We start from the raw sequence: 16,388 nt of genomic DNA, 5'->3' as shown, positions 1-16,388 counted from the left end.
GAAGATAAAATGCGAAGATTCAGAAGATTAAGGGCAACCCCGGCAATGAGAAGAATGGTTTGCGAAACAAGATTAAATGTGGCAGACTTTATCTACCCGATTTTTGTGGCAGAGGGCAATGACATCATGAAGCCTGTTGACTCTATGCCAACAGTTTATCAGTATTCTATCGACGATCTGGAGCAGATATTGCCACAGATAGCAGACAGCGGTATATCGGGCTTGCTTATTTTCGGCATACCAGAGAAAAAGGACGAGCTTGCAACGGAGGCTTACAATGACAAGGGTGTTACACAGCAGGCAATAAGATACATCAAAGAGCATTATCCTGACCTACTTATTATTGCAGACGTTTGTCTTTGCGAATACACCAGCCATGGACACTGCGGAGTTGTCAAGGGCGACAAGATACTCAATGACAGCACTTTGCCGCTTCTGTGCAAAATGGCGGTGAGCCTTGCAAATGCAGGTGCTGATATTATCGCACCCTCCGACATGATGGACGGCAGAGTTGCGGCAATAAGGGCGGCGCTTGACGAGAATGCTCTTACTGATATTCCTATAATGTCATACAGTGCAAAATTTGCTTCGGGATATTATTCTCCGTTCCGTGACGCCGCAGAATCTGCACCATGCTTTGGCGACAGAAAGTCATATCAGATGGATCCTTGCAACGGACGTGAGGCTCTCCGTGAAATAGAGGACGATATTGAGGAGGGGGCTGACATGGTAATGGTGAAGCCTGCGCTTTGCTATCTTGATATCCTCAGAGCCGCTAGGGACAGATATGATCTGCCGATTGCGGCATACAACGTAAGCGGTGAGTTCTCTATGGTAAAAGCGGCGGCACAGCTTGGCTGGATAGACGAGAAGCGTATCGTTCTTGAAAATCTCACTGCTATAAAGCGTGCAGGTGCGGACATTATAATAACATACCATGCTCTTGACGCCGCAAAATGGATAAAGGAGGACAAGTAATGAACACTTCAAGGTCTGAACAGCTTTACAAAACTGCCTGCGGTTTTATGCCCGGTGGAGTGAACAGCCCTGTTAGAGCCTGCAAGGCGGTTGGCACTGTTCCGCTTTTTATCGACCATGCGGAAGGGTCAAGGATATGGGACGAGGACGGAAACGAGTTTATCGACTATGTATGCTCATGGGGGCCGAACATTCTCGGTCACTGCTGTGAGCCTGTGATAAACGCTGTGAAAGCCGCCTGCGCCAAGGGGCTTACGTTCGGTGCTTGCCACAAGGGCGAGATAACCTTGGCGGAGCTTATAAAAAAGCACTTTCCGTCTATGGAAATGCTCCGGCTTGTAAACTCAGGTACTGAGGCAGTGATGAGTGCAATAAGAGCCGCAAGAGGTTTCACAGGCAGGGACAAGATAATAAAATTCGAGGGCTGTTATCATGGTCACTCGGACGGATTGCTTGTAAAGGCAGGTTCTGGACTTATGACGCAGGCTATCCCATCGGGTGCAGGAGTGACAGAGGGCTGCACAAAGGACACGCTTCTTGCAAAATACAATGACAATGCTTCTGTGGAAAAGCTTTTTGAGGAATACGGCAGCGAGATAGCCGCACTTATTGTTGAGCCATGTGCGGCAAACATGGGCGTTGTTCCGCCTGAAAAGGGCTTTCTTGAATTTCTCAGAGAGATAACGAAAAAGCACGGCACTGTGCTTATATTTGACGAAGTTATAACGGGCTTCAGGCTTTCAGATGGGGGAGCTTCAAAATATTTCGGAGTTACCCCTGACATGACTACCCTTGGCAAGATAGTGGGGGGAGGAATGCCCCTTGCCTGCTATGGGGGAAAGCTTGAGATAATGCAGTGCGTTGCACCGCTAGGCTCTGTGTATCAGGCAGGCACGCTGTCGGGAAACCCATGCGCAGTAGCGGCAGGAATAGAAACTATCAGGCAGATAGAAAGCATACCAAACTTCTATGAGGAGCTTGACAGAAAGTCGGCTATGATAGAGAATGCCATAAGGGAAAAGGGTCTGAACGTGAATCGCTGTGGTTCGCTTATGACGGTGTTTTTCAATGACGAGAGAGTGAAAAGCTATGATGAGGCAAGGGCTTGCAACACGGAAAGCTACGGCAGATACTACCGCCATATGCTTCAAAGCGGCATTTACACTGCACCGTCGCAATTCGAGGCGATGTTCGTTTCCTATGCTCACAGTGACGAGGATATAGCAAAGACTATTGAGGCGATAGGGTCTTACAGATAAAAAACGGAACTGTTCAAATCATGCTGAACAGTTCCGCTTTTTTATATTCCATATATGTAGGGGCGAACAGTGTTCGCCCGTTTTGTTTGCCTGACAAACTCATGATATCCACGCAATTTTTGGCTCAATATTCCCAAATGCGGCTTTCAACATAAGTTTGCGAGAAAATCAGGCGGGCGAACACTGTTCGCCCCTACGATGTAACAGTGCAGAAATTCATGGAAAACAGGCAAACGCTAAACGGGACGTCGTATTTCTGCCAAGCAGAAATTGCGCTGCTCCCATACATTATTTGATATCAGCAAATTCTAGGCAAAAGCTCTCCGCCAGGCTGTGGAAGAAGGGTCTGTGAGCCTATCTCTGTTTTCATTACAACTCTGCCTGCGTTATCTTCGGTGACCTCGCCTATGATTGCGGCGTTCTCTGAGTTTTTGCACTTTCTAAGGGCAGAAACGATATCCTCCGCTTTGTCCTTTGGTGCGAATATAACAAGTCTGCCCTCGCAGGCAAGATACAATGGTTCTAAGCCCAGCATACCGCACACGCCTTTCACCTCGTCCGCAACAGGTATTTTCGCTGCATCTAAGGTTATTCCAACGCCGCTTTGACCTGCTATCTCGTAAAGAACAGTGCCTACACCGCCTCTTGTTGCGTCACGGATAACGTGGATATCGTTTGTAACGTCGAACATTGCTTTTACGTTTGCCCAGAGGGGTGCACAATCGCTTGTTACGTCTGCCTCTATGCCGAACTCGTCACGAGCTAAAAGTATGGTACAGCCGTGTCTGCCGATATCACCTGACACTATAACGGCGTCGCCTGCTTTGGCAAGCTTGCCTGAGGTGTTAGCGTTGTCCATTATCCTGCCTATACCCGTAGTGGTAATGAAAACGCCGTCCACCTGACCTTTTCCTGCCACCTTTGTGTCACCTGCACATATCTCGACACCTGCTTCCTTGGCGGTCTTTGCCATTGCGGCGGCTATCTCCTCAAGCTTATCCATTGGAAAGCCCTCCTCGATAACGAAAGCACAGGAAAGATACAAAGGCTTTGCGCCCATGCAGGAAAGGTCGTTCACAGTGCCGCAAATACTTAGCTTGCCGATATTTCCTCCTGCAAATTCGTATGGGGAAACTATAAAGCCGTCTGTGGTGAATGCTATCTTGCCCTTTTCCATGGAAAGCACGGCGGCATCGTCGGCGGTCAGGTCAGGGTTAGCGAAATGCTCCTTGAACACACGGTCGATAAGCTCGGAGGTCTGCTTTCCTCCTGCGCCGTGGGCAAGGGTAACAAATTTGTCTGTCATAATTATTCCTCTTTTCGGATAGTTTATTTTACAAATTGCCATACTGATAATATGCCGAGCAAGCGCCCTCATTTGACACCATGCACGCACCTATAGGGTGCAGCGGTGTACAGACCTTGCCGAAAACCTTGCAGTCTGAGGGCTTGCACTTGCCCTGCAAAACATCTCCGCAGCGGCAGGCTGGGTTTGGCTTGCCTGTTATTTTCGGCAGAGAGAATTTCTTTCGTGCGTCAAAGTCAGCATACTCGTCACGGAGTATCATGCCTGACATTGGTATGATACCAAGTCCACGCCACTCGCTGTCGCAGGGGGTCATGACCTTTCCCATAAGCTTTATGGCGGCAGGGTTGCCCTCGGGCTTTACTACTCTAGGATAGCAGTTTCTGAAAAACGGCTCGCCACGCTGAGAAAGCTCTATGGTAACAGCAAGAGCCGTAAGAAGTTCAGCAGCCGTGAAGCCCGTAACAACGCCTGAAACGCCCTTTTTCACAAGCTCCTCGCACACGGCTGTGCCTGTGATAGCGTTGACGTGACCGGGATACAAAAATGCGTCTGCACTTCCCTCCAAAGCCTTATAAGCGTTTGGCATGGTCTTGTTTGCACCAAGAATAGAGAAGTTTTCAAGCCCCAGCTTTTTCGCTTTTTCTACTGCAAGGCAGGCTGAAGGGGTGGTGGTTTCAAAGCCGACGGCGAGAAATACCACCTGCTCATCTCTATGGCTTTCGGCATATGAAACTGCGTCAATGGGAGAATAGACTGTCTTTATCGCAGCGCCCTTTGACCTTGCTCCTGCAAGGCTCATTTCTGTTCCGGGAACTCTTATAAGGTCGCCGAAAGTGCATATCACCGCACCTTTTTCAAGAGCGAGCATACAAGCCTCGTCGATAAAGCCAATGGGGGTAACGCACACAGGACAGCCAGGACCTGAAATAAGCTCAACGCTCTCAGGAAGGAGCTTTCTTATGCCAAGCCTGAAAATCTCATGGGTGTGAGTACCGCAGACCTCCATTATGCGAAGCTTTTTGCCGTCATCACGTTTGTAGGAGCTTATTATCTCCTTTGCATTTTCTATAGTGTTCATTGGATACTCTCCATTATCTCGTCAGTTTCTTCGCTATCGTCAGAGGTTATCTTTGCGATAGCCACCCCTGCGTGTACCATGACATAATCCCCTACCTCGAGATCGTCGATAAGGTCAGCAGATACCTCTCTTTTTGCACCGCTTGCGTCAATAACAGCAGTGCCCTCGTTTACACTTACTACCTTTGCAGATAAACCTACACACATATCAATACCTCCAAAAAAAATTTAATCTATATAACAAAATCAGAAATGAGATACACAGGCGACCCAAGGTCGCCCCAGCTCATTGAAAAAGTTCGACAAAAGCGGGACGTCGAGGGCGCCGTCCCCTACAATTGGCGTAAATACGCTGTTTATATGTAGGGGCGAACAGCGTTCGCCTGTTATTTTGGTATTTTTCAACAGTCTCAGGCGACCAAAGGTCGCCCCTACAGAATAAGAAAATCATCGCCGCAGGCGATACCTTAATTCCTCACTCCTCATTCCTCATTCCTCATTCCTCACTCCTCATTCCTCATTCAGATAAAACGCTTGCCCTAAAGCTATACCACCGTCATTGGCAGGCACAAGGCTGTGGATAAGCACTCTAAGTCCCATTTTTTCAAGACGGCACTTCACCATTTTAAGCAGAAGCTTGTTCTGAAAAACTCCCCCGCTCAAAGCGCAGACCTTTACGCCTGTTCTCTCGCTTATGGTCCTGCACGCCTGTGCGGTCATGTCCGCAAGAAGTGCGTGGAACTCATAGGCAAGGCGGTTTTTGTCCTCGCCATTTTGCACCCCCTCACAAAGCCTTTTGACAAGTGCCTGAGTGCAGAGCATTATCCTGCCCTCTTTTTCGGCAGTGAGCTTTTCCATAGGCTCGTAAATACCGAAAGGCTCACGGCTGAATTTTTCTGCCGCAAACTGCAACGCCATGGAAGCTTCGCCCTCAAAGGTAGAAGAACGCCTTATGCCAAGCACCGCAGAAGCGGCGTCAAAAAGCCGTCCTGCGCTTGTGGAGCTTACTGCGTTTACTTTTTTCTCTGCCATTATGGACAGAAGCTTGTACTCTTTCGCTGTACAAATACCAAGCTTTTCACAGATCTCTCCGCCCCTTTCCCCATAGGCTGAGCCTGCAATCATTGCGGCGATACGCCAGCCCTCTTTAGAGGAAAGATCGCCACCCACCTGCATGAAGGGCTTTATGCTTCCCATACGCTCAAAGCCTGTGCGGTCGCAGAGAAGTATCTCTCCTCCCCATATGGTGCCGTCTGTGCCAAAGCCTGTGCCGTCATATGATACGCCTATGACCTTTTCGCTATAGTCGTTTTCTGCCATGCAGGATAGGATATGAGCATAGTGGTGCTGGACTTTTTTCAGAGGCAGGTCAAACCCCTCGGCAAATGCAACTGTATTGTATTTGGGGTGCATATCGCAGACTACGTTTCGGGGTGTTGCTTCCAGAAGCTCGCACATACGCTTCACTGACTCCTCAAGCGCCTTTACAGTGCGGATATCAGCCATATCCCCCACATAGGAAGAGAGATAATAAAGGCTTCCCTTTCTGATACAGAACGTATTTTTAAGCTCACCGCCTATGGCGAGGGTCTGACCTTTATCACTGCATGATGTCATAACAGGCAGTGGTGCATATCCTCTTGAACGCCTTATTATGTAAGGCTTGCCCTCAAATGTATCCATGACAGTATCGTCTGAGCGTATCAAGATACGTCTGTTGTGTGATAATATCAGGTCGCAGAAGCCTGCTATTTCGCTGAGAGCGTCCTCGTCGCTTCGACAAATAGGTGCGCCACGGACGTTTCCGCTGGTCATAACAAGGCTGTCGGTCATTTCCACGCCGTCATCGTAATCAAAAAGAAGCAGGTGCAAAGGGGCATAGGGGAGCATTACTCCCACTGTAGGATTATCGGGTGCAACGCTTTCGCAAAGGCTTCCGCTAGTTTTTTTATCAAGAAGCACGATAGGCTTTTGCCAGCCTGTGAGAAGCTTTTCCTGCACTTCGCCAAAATCGCACTCACACCTTGCGGCAGAAATATCCTTCAGCATAACGGCAAGTGGCTTTGCGGGGCGGTTTTTAAGCTCTCTGAGCCTTTTCACTGCGCTCTCGTTTTTTGCGTCACAGCAAAGGTGAAAACCGCCTATGCCTTTGACAGCGATTATCTTCCCTGCCATGACGGCTTTTCTTGTGGCGGTGATAGCCTCAGCGCCTTTCTTTTCACTGCCTATGATATAGACCTCAGGGCCGCATTTGTTACAGCACACAGGCTGGGCGTCATAACGCCTTGTGGCAGGGTCGGTGTACTCCTCCTCGCAGTCTTTGCACATTGGAAAGTCAGCCATTGTGGTGCGAACTCTGTCATAGGGCATAGAGTCCATAATAGTGAGCCTTGGGCCGCACTGAGTACAGTTTATAAAAGGGTGGAGATATCTTCTGTTTGTTTTGTCGAAAAGCTCTTCCTTACATTTTTCGCACACAGCGATGTCAGGGGATACGAAAATATCCCCTTTTTCCTTTTCGCTGTCGATTATCTCAAAGCTGTCAAAAGGCGGCTCGTCCAAATGTGCGGAAATTATCTCCATTATCATTGCACGCTCAGGGGGACGGCTTTCAAGGGCTTTTTTCAAGTCCTCCACAGCCTTTTCACTGCCCTGTGCGTGTATCTCAACATAAGAGCCTTTGTTTGCCACAGTGCCGCAAAGTCCAAGGTCTGACGCTTCACGGCTAACAAAAGGTCGGAAGCCCACGCCCTGAACGATACCATAAACACGAATCATCTCAGTTTTCATCAGATAAGCTCCCTGACGGTGTCCTTTATCTCGTCCTCGGCTTCACTGCTGAGAACGTCTATAAGCACGTCCTCAAACTCCTCACCGTCCTGACCCTCATCTATGGCGGCATTTCTGAGCCTGCCTAACATTCTCACAGTATGCACTGTAGGTCTGCGACGAACGGAGTCCATGAGAATGTTCTCATAACCTCTGCCGTAAAACTGCTCCATATATCTCACCACGGCACTTGTCATGCTGATATCAGCCATGGGGTGTCTTTCCAGAAATCTAAGCAAAGGCAAAACTGCGTTTATGCCCTCACCGCTTTCGTCAAGCTCCTCCATGCAGTTTTCAGCTTCATATTCAAACTCCTCTGAGCCGAGATATTCTTCAAGACGCTCTATAATTTCTTCTGTCATATCTTTTCACTCTCTCCCTGCAAAAGTCTGCCTGAAAGTCCGAAATGCGGAAAGTCTATAAACTCGCCGCTGAAATTTTTCATAACACGTCTGAGGGCCTTGTCTGCGATAACAACGTCATAGTTATCACCAACATTGTCGCAAAGGTCGCTTTCGTCTGCAAGGAAAAAATCACTCTGCTGTGAAAGCTCCTTTTTCTGCATAAAAAACGTTGCCGATGTGCAAATGCACTTGCCGCTTTTTTCTGTGATAAGCTTTCTCACAGCGTCAGCCGCTGTTTGGTTATGTATCACAAGAACTTTTTTATCCGTAAAGCTATCGGCTTTTTGCACTATCTCCTCAGGCAGACAGCTTTGTGGATATTCTATCTCATAAGGCGTGCCGAACTTTTCTTTGAGATACTCCGCCGCCTTTATTGCCGCCGCTGAACAGACTATGTTCATCTCTGCCGCAGCCGCATTTTTCACATCATCAAGGGTGCTTCCCATGCCGTAGCATATAACATTCTCCCAGCCCTTTGCCTTATATTCCGCAACTATCCTCTCGTGACCTATGATACTAAGATCCAAAGGCGTTGCACCTATAATGCCAAGCCTGCCTTTCTGAACAGGCTTGCTTTCAGTGGCAAAGGTCTTGAAAAGCTCTATCCACACCGGCTCTGAGCCACTGTCATAATAGTTCGTGCCTGTACACTCGGCTGTTATGCAAGGAAGTCCTGTTTTCTTCTCTGCCATTCGTTTCAACGCTCTCATATCTGTTGCGATGACAGCAGGCACAGGCGTGCCTATTATGGCGGTGAAAGCAGGTGATATCTGCCCGCAGGCTTTGGAGAGCTTTTCGATGAGCCTGTCGTCACGTCCTAAAATTGCGTCCATATCACGAAGCCCCGCGCTGAAAACTGCGCTCTTTTTGGTAAACCACCTTGGCTCGTCAAAGCCGCAGACGTTGCCTGCACAGCCGCCTGCGTCGCATATTACCATTAGTCCTCCAAGCTCATAGAGCACTGCCGACGCACCTGATTGGTCAGGGGCAAAGGGTGACAAAAGCTTCAAAAGATTTTTCATTTATCCTCCGCTCCTTTCCCGTCAAGCGCCTTTTCAAGGTCGCAAAACAGCTTTTTTACACCTGCATAGCCGAAAGGCTGGATCTCGTCATTAAAGTCCGCTCCTGCTATGTCAGGGTGATAATAGGCACAGTCCTTGCCGATATAAACGTTCACACTCTCGTCAGGCTCATAAAAGAGCATTGTGGGTGAGAGATTTGAATATATCTTCGTTTCAGGGGAAAGCTGTGCTATCTTTTTCACAAAGCCGAAATTTCGCTCCCCCACAGTGCCGAATATCTCCGCCACCTTGAAGCCGTATCTTATAAGTGCCAATGCCATTTCTATAGGGTCGCAGTTTGAAAACTCGCCCACTGCAAAGCACAGCCCTTTATGATTTTCTCTGAAATCATCTATAAGAGCCATGGTCTGCTCATAATACTCTTTATCGCAAAGCTCCGCTCCTATCGCCTGACCCAGCAGACGGTACTGCGTAGATATCTTGTCAGCCTGAAAAACTCTCGCAAGCTCTATAAAAGGTATGTTAAGCTCCTGCTCCATTTGCTGGGCGGCATATCTTGCTTCCGCATTGAGTACAAGAGAAAAATTTGCCTGCGACATTTTTTCATATTCCTCGAAAGTATCGCACCTTGAAAGCTCCCTTATGGTCTTTACGCCTGCACTTTTCAGCAGGCTGTAAAGCTCGCAATCCTCCTGCAAGGGTGAGAAATAACCGAGGATATTCACCTCGTCAGACTTTCTCTTGCGAGGTTTCAAAAGGGAATACACCGATTTTCGCACTGAAGCCATAGGGGGCAGACGCTTTTCCCTTGTAAGGGCATACATATAGCACGGCACAACAGGCACGCCTGCTCGGTCGCTGGATTTTCTGCACACTCTGTCCATATCAGTGCCGAGGAGAGCGTCAACGCAGGTTATACATATCATCACCGCCGAGGGAGTGTAATCAAGGCTTTGACATACCTCCTCCACGGCTTTCGGTATCTTTGTGAGGTGCCTGCCTGTGACGATATCGGTATCGTCAAGAAGCAGGTAGAAAAATCTGTCGCCGTAGCCGCTTTCCGCACTGAGCATAGTGGTGTTTCGTCCACAGCAGGCAGGAGCCACAAGAAGCATAACCGAATTTGGCACTGCAAGTCCTGCTCTTTTTACACCAAAGCCCTGCGCTCCCGGTGAATTGAACGCCAATGTTGCAGGAGAGCTGTAGATAAGGTGCTTTGCCGAAAGAAGCTCGTCAGGGATATTGTCTTTCCCCATTTGGGCAAGCTCCGCCGCTGTTATATAAAACGCTTTAGTCATCGTTGTCCTCCTGAATAAGGGTCTGGGCAAGCTTCAAAAAGCATTTTGCCGCCTGACAGTCAGGCTCGCCCTCTATGACGGTCATACCCTTATCCTCACATCTGATGATATCGTCGCTTCTTGGTATATCCGCAACGATATCAAGCCCTGCGCTTTCTGCAAAGGCTCTGACCTTTTCTTCCTCGCCCTCAACGTTTCGCCTATTCATGACGATACCACGGACTTTTGCATAGCTTCTGTCGGCAAAGTTTTTCACCGCACTGTTTATATTATTTGCGGCATACAATGCCATTTTCTCGCCTGAGGTGACGATAAGCACCTTTGAAGCGTAGCCCTCTCTGATAGGTGCGGCGAAACCTCCGCACACAACGTCTCCGAGAACGTCATAAAGCACAACATCAGGCTTATATTTTTCAAAAAGCTTTAAGTCTTCAAGCAGGCTGAACGTGGTGATTATACCTCTGCCTGCACAGCCAAGCCCGGGGGTAGGGCCGCCTGTTTCTATACAAAGCACTCCGCCATAGCCCTCTTTTGATATCTCCTCTATGCTCTCAGGCTCATCGTCATGCTCTCTGAGATAATTCATCACAGGCATAACAGGCTCGCCCCCAAGAAGATTTATGGTGGAGTCAGCCTTTGGGTCACAGCCAATTTGTATAACTCTTTTTCCAAGACTTGCAAATGCGGCGGCAAGGTTTCCCGTAACAGTGGATTTTCCTATTCCGCCTTTTCCGTAAACGGCTATTTTTATCATAAAAGTATCCGTGCGAAAGCACGTTCCTCCTCTTTATAGGTTAAGTATTTTGCTTACATCTTTATCTATCAGATCGGGGATATCTTTAAGAAAACATCTTCCCGAAAAAGCAACGTGTGGCAGTGAAACAAAGCTTGCACCTTTGCATATAGGTCTGAAAAGCGGGTCTGCTATGACGGTCTTATGCTGTGAAAAAAGCTTTTCAAGCTCTGCTTCTTCCTCACAGAAAATGTCCGTCCCTGACAGCACCTCGCTGTTTCTTATGCCAACTGTCGCCACAGTTTTTGCGTCAAGTTCAGCCCCTAGGGAAGAAGCAAAAACGCTTTCCCCTGCAACTATCATATGAGCATTCTCTACAGCTTTTTCACCGCAGGAATTTATACAAACGCCCTCTGACGCTGCTCTTTTCAGGTCAGCGGAAAGCTTTTTGGAAAAGCTTTTCCCCACAGGCACGCCCACAACATATGGCACTCCATAGGTATCAAAAAGATACTTTGCCGCAGCTATCCCGTCTGAGGATATAACAAGGCTTACAGCCGCCTGTGGTGCGGTAGAGATCTCATCAAGACTGCTGTCCATAGCAAAACAGCTTTGAACTGAAAAGCCGTTATCCAAAAGCCACTTTTTTATGGAGCTTACGCTTTTATTCACTGAAAAGTCAAGAGGTGTTGCACCAATAATATTCACTGAATTTGCCTTCTTTTCTTTTCCCTCACGGCAGAAAAGCTTTGCAATATTAAGGAAAGCTCCCTCTACTCCTTGAAGATAGGAATGAGTGCCGTTGGTATCAACGAAAAATGTGGTCAGACCTGTTTCACGCTCTATCTCCTCAGCAGCCGCACTATAGTCGAAACCTGTCATTGCAGGCATTGGCGAACCGCAAATGGCTATGAATTTGGGTGAAAGCTCACCTGCCGCTTTTGCCACATCACGAATGAACTTGCCGTCATTGCCCATAACGGCGTCCGCTTCTGTTAGTGCAGAAATATATATCATGCTTTTGCGGTCATACCAGCGTGGCTCGTCATGGGTGGCGTAGGTGGAGTTACATCCCGAAGCGTCATGGACAACGGTCATTCCACCAAGCTCATAAAGCGCCGAGCATACTCCCGAAGTATCCGCCGCATATATGGATATCACTTTTGCATTCATAGACAGCTTTCACACCCCCAGCCCTTGTGTTGTATCACCCTACGTCTGTCCTTTTTGTTTACTGCTCCCTCAGCCATAAGCTCTGCAAGCCTTTTTATGCCCTCGAAGCCGTATCCACCGCCCCCTGCGACTATATCAACAAAGTTATCAGTCCGGCAGAAAAACGCTGCTTTCTGACCTATGGCAAGATACTTTTCACTGCACTGTGAAAACTCCATTTTCACATTCACAGTAGGGAGAATTTCAAGGTCGTGGCAATGGGCTTTCAGCCACTCAAAATCTGCCCTTTCCTCCTCTGAAAAGCTGTCGGCGTAGCAACGCTTCACATTGAAGCCTTTCTCTGCAAGAAGTCTGCAAAAGCCAAGGGGTCTTGGCAGAGCAGTATAATCCACGGCTATAGGCATATTTTCCACTATCTCAAGGGCATTTGCAAGAGCCTTGTCGGCAGCTTCCCTGTCGGATGAAAAATCAGGGACTTTCACACCAAGCTGGGTACAAAGCCTGCTGTAATTTTCCTCTATCTCATCATAGCCGTAGCACAAGGGCAGATACAAATGCTTTGTGCCAAGTCGCTTTTCAAGCTCCTCTCCTGACGGCTTTGCCGTGGGGATATAGGTGATATTCAAAGAGCTTTCCGCCATGGAGAGATACTCCTCATAGGTCTTGCACTTTGTTATGTCAAGAAGCTCAAAGCCTGCTGAGTTTATTATTTTTACAAGCTCGGAGGCTTCGTCCGTGGCTCTGTCACAGCCTATTATAGCCGCCGTTTCAGGCTTCTTTTCGCACTTTTCAAGTGGCTCGTAAAGCTGTTTTCTCATAAGGCTGTCGGGGGAGATAGACTTTCTCATGGTGGGCGTCATGTAGCAATCTATAAAATGCACCTGCGGAAACAATGCCGAAAGTTCGTCTATTATCATTTTGAAGTCACAGCCTGCAAAAAGGTGAACACAGCTTAGAAAAATCAAAACGCATTTTGGCTTTTCCTCAAGCCTGTTTATTATATCCCTCACTCCGTCTATAACGTCCTGCTCCATAGTGCCGTCATACAAGTCCTGCTCAGAAACAGTCACCCATGACATTCTGTCCATGGCATTCATCTCTGCCGCAGTGAGGATAACGCCCCTTAAACAGCCCTGTGCGCAGACAAATATCTGCCGTGACTCAGGGATAAGCATACCGGTATGGACGATATTCCACACGCCCCTTGTGGGGGGATTATATTCAAGACCGCTTTCAAAAGGCGCAGGAAAAGCCGCCTTCGTTATATTTATGCCGCTCTCTTTTATCATTTTTCTTCTCCCATACCGCAAAGCTCGGCTATCTTATCCGCCAATTCTCTATACTGCTCTGCCGCAGTGCTGTCAGGAAAAGCTTCCATGACAGTTTTGCGCATATCCTCAGCTTCGCTCACAAGCTCACTTCGGTCTATCTCTGCTATCACCGAGCTGTGAAAATCAGCCGCAAGCTCTGCCGCTTTTTCCTCCTCGTTTTTTACGTTGCGTTTATTGAGGATAAAGCCGCCAAGTGAAGCATATCCACGGCTTTTGAAATTTTCCACCGCCATTGCGATGTTTGCGGCGGCATATACAGACATACTCTCGCCTGATGTGATGATAAACACCTTATCGGCATAGCCCTTTCGCATTGGCATTGAAAAACCTCCGCACACCACGTCTCCGAGAACGTCATAGATAACAACGTCAGGCTGATATTTTTCATATGCGCCCTTTTTTTCAAGCTCCTCCAAAGCGGCGATTATACCTCTGCCTGCACAGCCAAGCCCCGGCACCGGTCCGCCTGCTTCAACGCAAACAACACCGTTATAACCTACCCTTACCATATCTTCAAGGTCAAAGCTTTCGCCTTTTCGCACAAGGTCAAGAACGGTGGGTATCCTCTCTCCCCCATGTAGAAATATGGTGGAGTCAGCCTTTGGGTCACAGCCTATCTGCATGACCTTCTGCCCTTTTTGTGCAAGTGCAACACTGACGTTTGATGCCGCCGTTGACTTTCCTATTCCGCCTTTTCCGTAAAAAGCAAGCTTTATCATTATCTGTGATCTCCTCTTGATATCTTTATTTTATAGCCTATGGACTCCATTCGTCTTTCAAGGCAAGCCCTGCACTGTGCTGACTCGTCACCTGTGCATATCTTGTTGTCATAGAGCATATATTTTTTTCTCACTGCCACAGGGGACAGATTCGGCATTATGACGTTCGCACCTGACAGCACCCCTTGTTCTCTCCCTTTGGGGTTTATAGTACCAAGGGCTGTGGTGGCAGGCAAAAGAACGTCGGGGAGCATTATTCTGCAAAGGCTCAGCATAAAAAGCGTAAGCTCATATGAGCCTTGTGGACAGCTTCTGAAAGGAGTGTCCTTATGTGGGAGAAAAGGTCCAATGCCTATCATTTCGGGCTTGAAACCGCACATAAACTCCATATCCTCAGCAATGCACTCAGCCGTCTGATACGGCGAGCCTATCATCATTCCACAGCCTGTCTGATAGCCTATCTCTTTAAGATCTGAAAGACACTCCATTCGGTTTTTCCAAGACATTTCGGCTGGGTGGAGCTTTTTGTAATGCTCCTCGTCGGCAGTTTCGTGCCTGAGAAGATACCGGTCTGCACCTGCATTGAAGAGGGCTTCATAATCCTCACGGCTTTTCTCGCCTAGGGATAATGTTACCGCACAGTCAGGGTGGCGTTTTTTTATCTCGCTGACGATACCACAGAGCATTTCTCTGTCATAGAAAGCGTCCTCACCGCTTTGAAGCACAAATGTACGGAAGCCATAGCCGTAGCCCTCGTCACAGCACTGCAAGATCTCCTCGGCGGTGAGCCTGTATCTGCTCACGTTGCCGTTTGAACGCCTTATTCCGCAGTAAAGGCAATCGTTTTTGCAGATGTTTGAAAACTCCACTATGCCCCTTATGTAGATATCCTTGCCGAACATTTTCTGCGAAATGCCCCTTGCAAGCTCTGCGGCATAGGCTCTGTCGCCCTCGCCATATTCTTTTATAAGCTTCACCCATTCATCGTGGGAAAGCTTTTTCTCGCAGTTTAATTTATCAATAAGTTCTCTGACCGCCATTGTGATCTTCAAGCTCCTTTACAAGATGCGGAAACACTTCTATGCTCCGTTTGAGAATACCTTTCATATAGGCAATGGCAATGCCGTAATTTGTGAACGGCACGCCTGCGTCACAAGCACACTTCATTCTGTAGGTAAGCTCTTTTGAGCCGAGCATACAGCCGCCACAGTGTATGCAAAGTGCAAAGTCTGAAAGCTTCTCCGGAAAGCCGTGACCTGATGAAAGCACTATCTCAAGATTCTTGCCTGTGTATTCTTTCAGCCAGTTCGGAAGCTTCACAGAGCCTATATCACCGCACTGTCTATGATGTGTGCAGCCCTCTGAAATAAGCACCTTGTCACCGTCTTTAAGATCGTCCATAGCTTTCACGCCCTTTACCGCGGCGTCAAGAAAGCCCTTATATCTTGCCATAAGAATAGAAAATGAGGTGAGAGGGATATCCTCGGGAGTATCCTTTGAAACTCTTGCGAAAGCCTGACTATCCGTTATAACAAGTGCAGGCTTCTCTATCCTGTCAAGCACTCCTGAAAGCTCGGTCTCTCTTACCACAACTGCACAGGCGTTTGCTTCAAGAACATCTCTTATGGCCTGCTGTTGCGGCAGGATAAGCCTGCCCTTTGGTGCAGCGCTGTCGATAGGGGTAACAAGCACCACCATATCGTCTGGCTTTATAAGGTCGCCCACAAGCTTCATTGTCATGGTGTCTGTTTCAGTGAGCTTTGCAATGGCGTTTTTAAGCTCCTCTATGCCTGTTTTCTCTTTTGCGCTAACGTACACTGCGCCCTCCTCTTTTGGGATATCAGTGAGCAGGTCGGCTTTGTTTTTGGCTATAATAAAAGGTATGTTTTTCTCTTTGAATATTGAGATAAGCTGTTTTTCGCAGTCGCCAAGGGGCAAGGTGCAGTCTGTTACAAGAACTGCGCAATCTGTTCTGTTTAAAATCTGCTTAGTTTTCTTCACACGAAGCTCTCCAAGCTCGCCCTCGTCGTCAAAGCCGGGGGTATCTATTATCACAACAGGGCCAAGGGGCAAAAGCTCCATTGCCTTTGTAACAGGGTCGGTGGTAGTGCCTTTCGTATCGGATACCACTGCAAGATCCTGATTTGTTACTGCATTCACAACGCTTGATTTTCCTGCGTTTCGTCTGCCGAAAAATCCTATATGTATACGTTCTCCGCTTGGTGCGTCATTAAGTCCCATTGCAAAAGCTCCTCT

The 16,388-nt window shown here is 48.1% G+C and carries 15 protein-coding genes; 2 read left to right on the top strand and 13 right to left on the bottom strand.

The genetic code is table 11. From position 1 onward, the window contains the following. Positions 1–9: 9 nt before the first annotated feature. Both hemB and hemL read left to right on the top strand, forming a co-directional pair. The gene (gene hemB / locus DW015_RS09100) at positions 10–978 is read left to right on the top strand and encodes a porphobilinogen synthase (protein ID WP_117905410.1); all 969 of its coding nucleotides are present in this window, start codon (positions 10–12) and stop codon (positions 976–978) included. After that, positions 978–2,237, top strand: coding sequence for a glutamate-1-semialdehyde 2,1-aminomutase (gene hemL / locus DW015_RS09095; RefSeq protein ID WP_117905409.1), 1,260 nt, complete (start codon positions 978–980; stop codon positions 2,235–2,237). The genes hemB and hemL overlap by 1 nt, the downstream gene beginning before the upstream one ends. 298 nt (positions 2,238–2,535) lie before the next feature. On the opposite strand, the gene hypE is transcribed toward hemL, so the two are convergent. From hypE to hydF, 13 genes are all read right to left on the bottom strand, one after another. Beyond that, a complete protein-coding gene (gene hypE, locus DW015_RS09090) occupies positions 2,536–3,543 on the bottom strand; it encodes a hydrogenase expression/formation protein HypE (protein ID WP_117905408.1) in 1,008 nt (335 codons plus the stop codon). Positions 3,544–3,571: 28 nt separating this feature from the next. Then, complete coding sequence (hypD, locus tag DW015_RS09085; RefSeq protein ID WP_117905407.1) at positions 3,572–4,624, bottom strand: hydrogenase formation protein HypD; 1,053 nt, start codon at positions 4,622–4,624, stop codon at positions 3,572–3,574. Beyond that, the gene (locus DW015_RS09080; RefSeq protein ID WP_022287101.1) at positions 4,621–4,830 is read right to left on the bottom strand and encodes a HypC/HybG/HupF family hydrogenase formation chaperone; all 210 of its coding nucleotides are present in this window, start codon (positions 4,828–4,830) and stop codon (positions 4,621–4,623) included. Before DW015_RS09080 ends, hypD begins: the two co-directional genes overlap by 4 nt. Before the next feature lie 303 nt (positions 4,831–5,133). Then, entirely contained in the window at positions 5,134–7,413 is a 2,280-nt protein-coding gene (gene hypF, locus DW015_RS09075) for a carbamoyltransferase HypF (RefSeq protein ID WP_117905406.1), read from the bottom strand. Then, a complete protein-coding gene (locus DW015_RS09070) occupies positions 7,413–7,814 on the bottom strand; it encodes a hypothetical protein (RefSeq protein ID WP_022287103.1) in 402 nt (133 codons plus the stop codon). The genes hypF and DW015_RS09070 overlap by 1 nt, the downstream gene beginning before the upstream one ends. Further along, positions 7,811–8,878 (bottom strand): nitrogenase component 1, encoded by a 1,068-nt coding sequence (locus tag DW015_RS09065; RefSeq protein WP_117905405.1) that lies wholly within the window; start codon positions 8,876–8,878, stop codon positions 7,811–7,813. Before DW015_RS09065 ends, DW015_RS09070 begins: the two co-directional genes overlap by 4 nt. Beyond that, positions 8,875–10,176: a nitrogenase component 1 gene (locus tag DW015_RS09060; RefSeq protein WP_117905404.1), complete on the bottom strand. Its 1,302-nt coding sequence runs from the start codon at positions 10,174–10,176 to the stop codon at positions 8,875–8,877. Before DW015_RS09060 ends, DW015_RS09065 begins: the two co-directional genes overlap by 4 nt. Continuing rightward, positions 10,169–10,930 (bottom strand): nitrogenase iron protein NifH, encoded by a 762-nt coding sequence (locus DW015_RS09055; protein WP_117905403.1) that lies wholly within the window; start codon positions 10,928–10,930, stop codon positions 10,169–10,171. The genes DW015_RS09060 and DW015_RS09055 overlap by 8 nt, the downstream gene beginning before the upstream one ends. Before the next feature lie 33 nt (positions 10,931–10,963). Next, a complete protein-coding gene (locus DW015_RS09050; RefSeq protein ID WP_117905402.1) occupies positions 10,964–12,082 on the bottom strand; it encodes a nitrogenase component 1 in 1,119 nt (372 codons plus the stop codon). Next, on the bottom strand, positions 12,079–13,371 hold the full coding sequence (locus DW015_RS09045; protein ID WP_117905401.1) for a nitrogenase component 1: 1,293 nt from the start codon (positions 13,369–13,371) through the stop codon (positions 12,079–12,081). Before DW015_RS09045 ends, DW015_RS09050 begins: the two co-directional genes overlap by 4 nt. Beyond that, positions 13,368–14,132, bottom strand: coding sequence for a nitrogenase iron protein NifH (locus DW015_RS09040; RefSeq protein ID WP_117905400.1), 765 nt, complete (start codon positions 14,130–14,132; stop codon positions 13,368–13,370). Before DW015_RS09040 ends, DW015_RS09045 begins: the two co-directional genes overlap by 4 nt. Beyond that, positions 14,132–15,172, bottom strand: coding sequence for a [FeFe] hydrogenase H-cluster radical SAM maturase HydE (hydE, locus tag DW015_RS09035; RefSeq protein ID WP_117905399.1), 1,041 nt, complete (start codon positions 15,170–15,172; stop codon positions 14,132–14,134). Before hydE ends, DW015_RS09040 begins: the two co-directional genes overlap by 1 nt. Continuing rightward, positions 15,150–16,373 (bottom strand): [FeFe] hydrogenase H-cluster maturation GTPase HydF, encoded by a 1,224-nt coding sequence (gene hydF / locus DW015_RS09030; RefSeq protein WP_117905398.1) that lies wholly within the window; start codon positions 16,371–16,373, stop codon positions 15,150–15,152. The genes hydE and hydF overlap by 23 nt, the downstream gene beginning before the upstream one ends. Positions 16,374–16,388: the final 15 nt, after the last annotated feature.

The sequence above is a fragment of the Ruminococcus sp. AF37-20 genome (genome assembly GCF_003460465.1).
Taxonomy (GTDB): domain Bacteria; phylum Bacillota; class Clostridia; order Oscillospirales; family Ruminococcaceae; genus Hominimerdicola; species Hominimerdicola aceti.
Note: the sequence above shows the minus strand (reverse complement) of the source record. Positions and strands in the feature narration are given on the sequence as shown.

What these genes read in the sequence shown, in the direction of transcription:
- hemB (WP_117905410.1), top strand. Translation starts at nt 10, where the DNA reads ATGCGAAGATTCAGAAGATTAAGGGCAACCCCGGCAATGAGAAGAATG.
- hemL (WP_117905409.1), top strand. Translation starts at nt 978, where the DNA reads ATGAACACTTCAAGGTCTGAACAGCTTTACAAAACTGCCTGCGGTTTT.
- hypE (WP_117905408.1), bottom strand. Translation starts at nt 3,543, where the DNA reads ATGACAGACAAATTTGTTACCCTTGCCCACGGCGCAGGAGGAAAGCAG.
- hypD (WP_117905407.1), bottom strand. Translation starts at nt 4,624, where the DNA reads ATGAACACTATAGAAAATGCAAAGGAGATAATAAGCTCCTACAAACGT.
- DW015_RS09080 (WP_022287101.1), bottom strand. Translation starts at nt 4,830, where the DNA reads ATGTGTGTAGGTTTATCTGCAAAGGTAGTAAGTGTAAACGAGGGCACT.
- hypF (WP_117905406.1), bottom strand. Translation starts at nt 7,413, where the DNA reads ATGAAAACTGAGATGATTCGTGTTTATGGTATCGTTCAGGGCGTGGGC.
- DW015_RS09070 (WP_022287103.1), bottom strand. Translation starts at nt 7,814, where the DNA reads ATGACAGAAGAAATTATAGAGCGTCTTGAAGAATATCTCGGCTCAGAG.
- DW015_RS09065 (WP_117905405.1), bottom strand. Translation starts at nt 8,878, where the DNA reads ATGAAAAATCTTTTGAAGCTTTTGTCACCCTTTGCCCCTGACCAATCA.
- DW015_RS09060 (WP_117905404.1), bottom strand. Translation starts at nt 10,176, where the DNA reads ATGACTAAAGCGTTTTATATAACAGCGGCGGAGCTTGCCCAAATGGGG.
- DW015_RS09055 (WP_117905403.1), bottom strand. Translation starts at nt 10,930, where the DNA reads ATGATAAAAATAGCCGTTTACGGAAAAGGCGGAATAGGAAAATCCACT.
- DW015_RS09050 (WP_117905402.1), bottom strand. Translation starts at nt 12,082, where the DNA reads ATGAATGCAAAAGTGATATCCATATATGCGGCGGATACTTCGGGAGTA.
- DW015_RS09045 (WP_117905401.1), bottom strand. Translation starts at nt 13,371, where the DNA reads ATGATAAAAGAGAGCGGCATAAATATAACGAAGGCGGCTTTTCCTGCG.
- DW015_RS09040 (WP_117905400.1), bottom strand. Translation starts at nt 14,132, where the DNA reads ATGATAAAGCTTGCTTTTTACGGAAAAGGCGGAATAGGAAAGTCAACG.
- hydE (WP_117905399.1), bottom strand. Translation starts at nt 15,172, where the DNA reads ATGGCGGTCAGAGAACTTATTGATAAATTAAACTGCGAGAAAAAGCTT.
- hydF (WP_117905398.1), bottom strand. Translation starts at nt 16,373, where the DNA reads ATGGGACTTAATGACGCACCAAGCGGAGAACGTATACATATAGGATTT.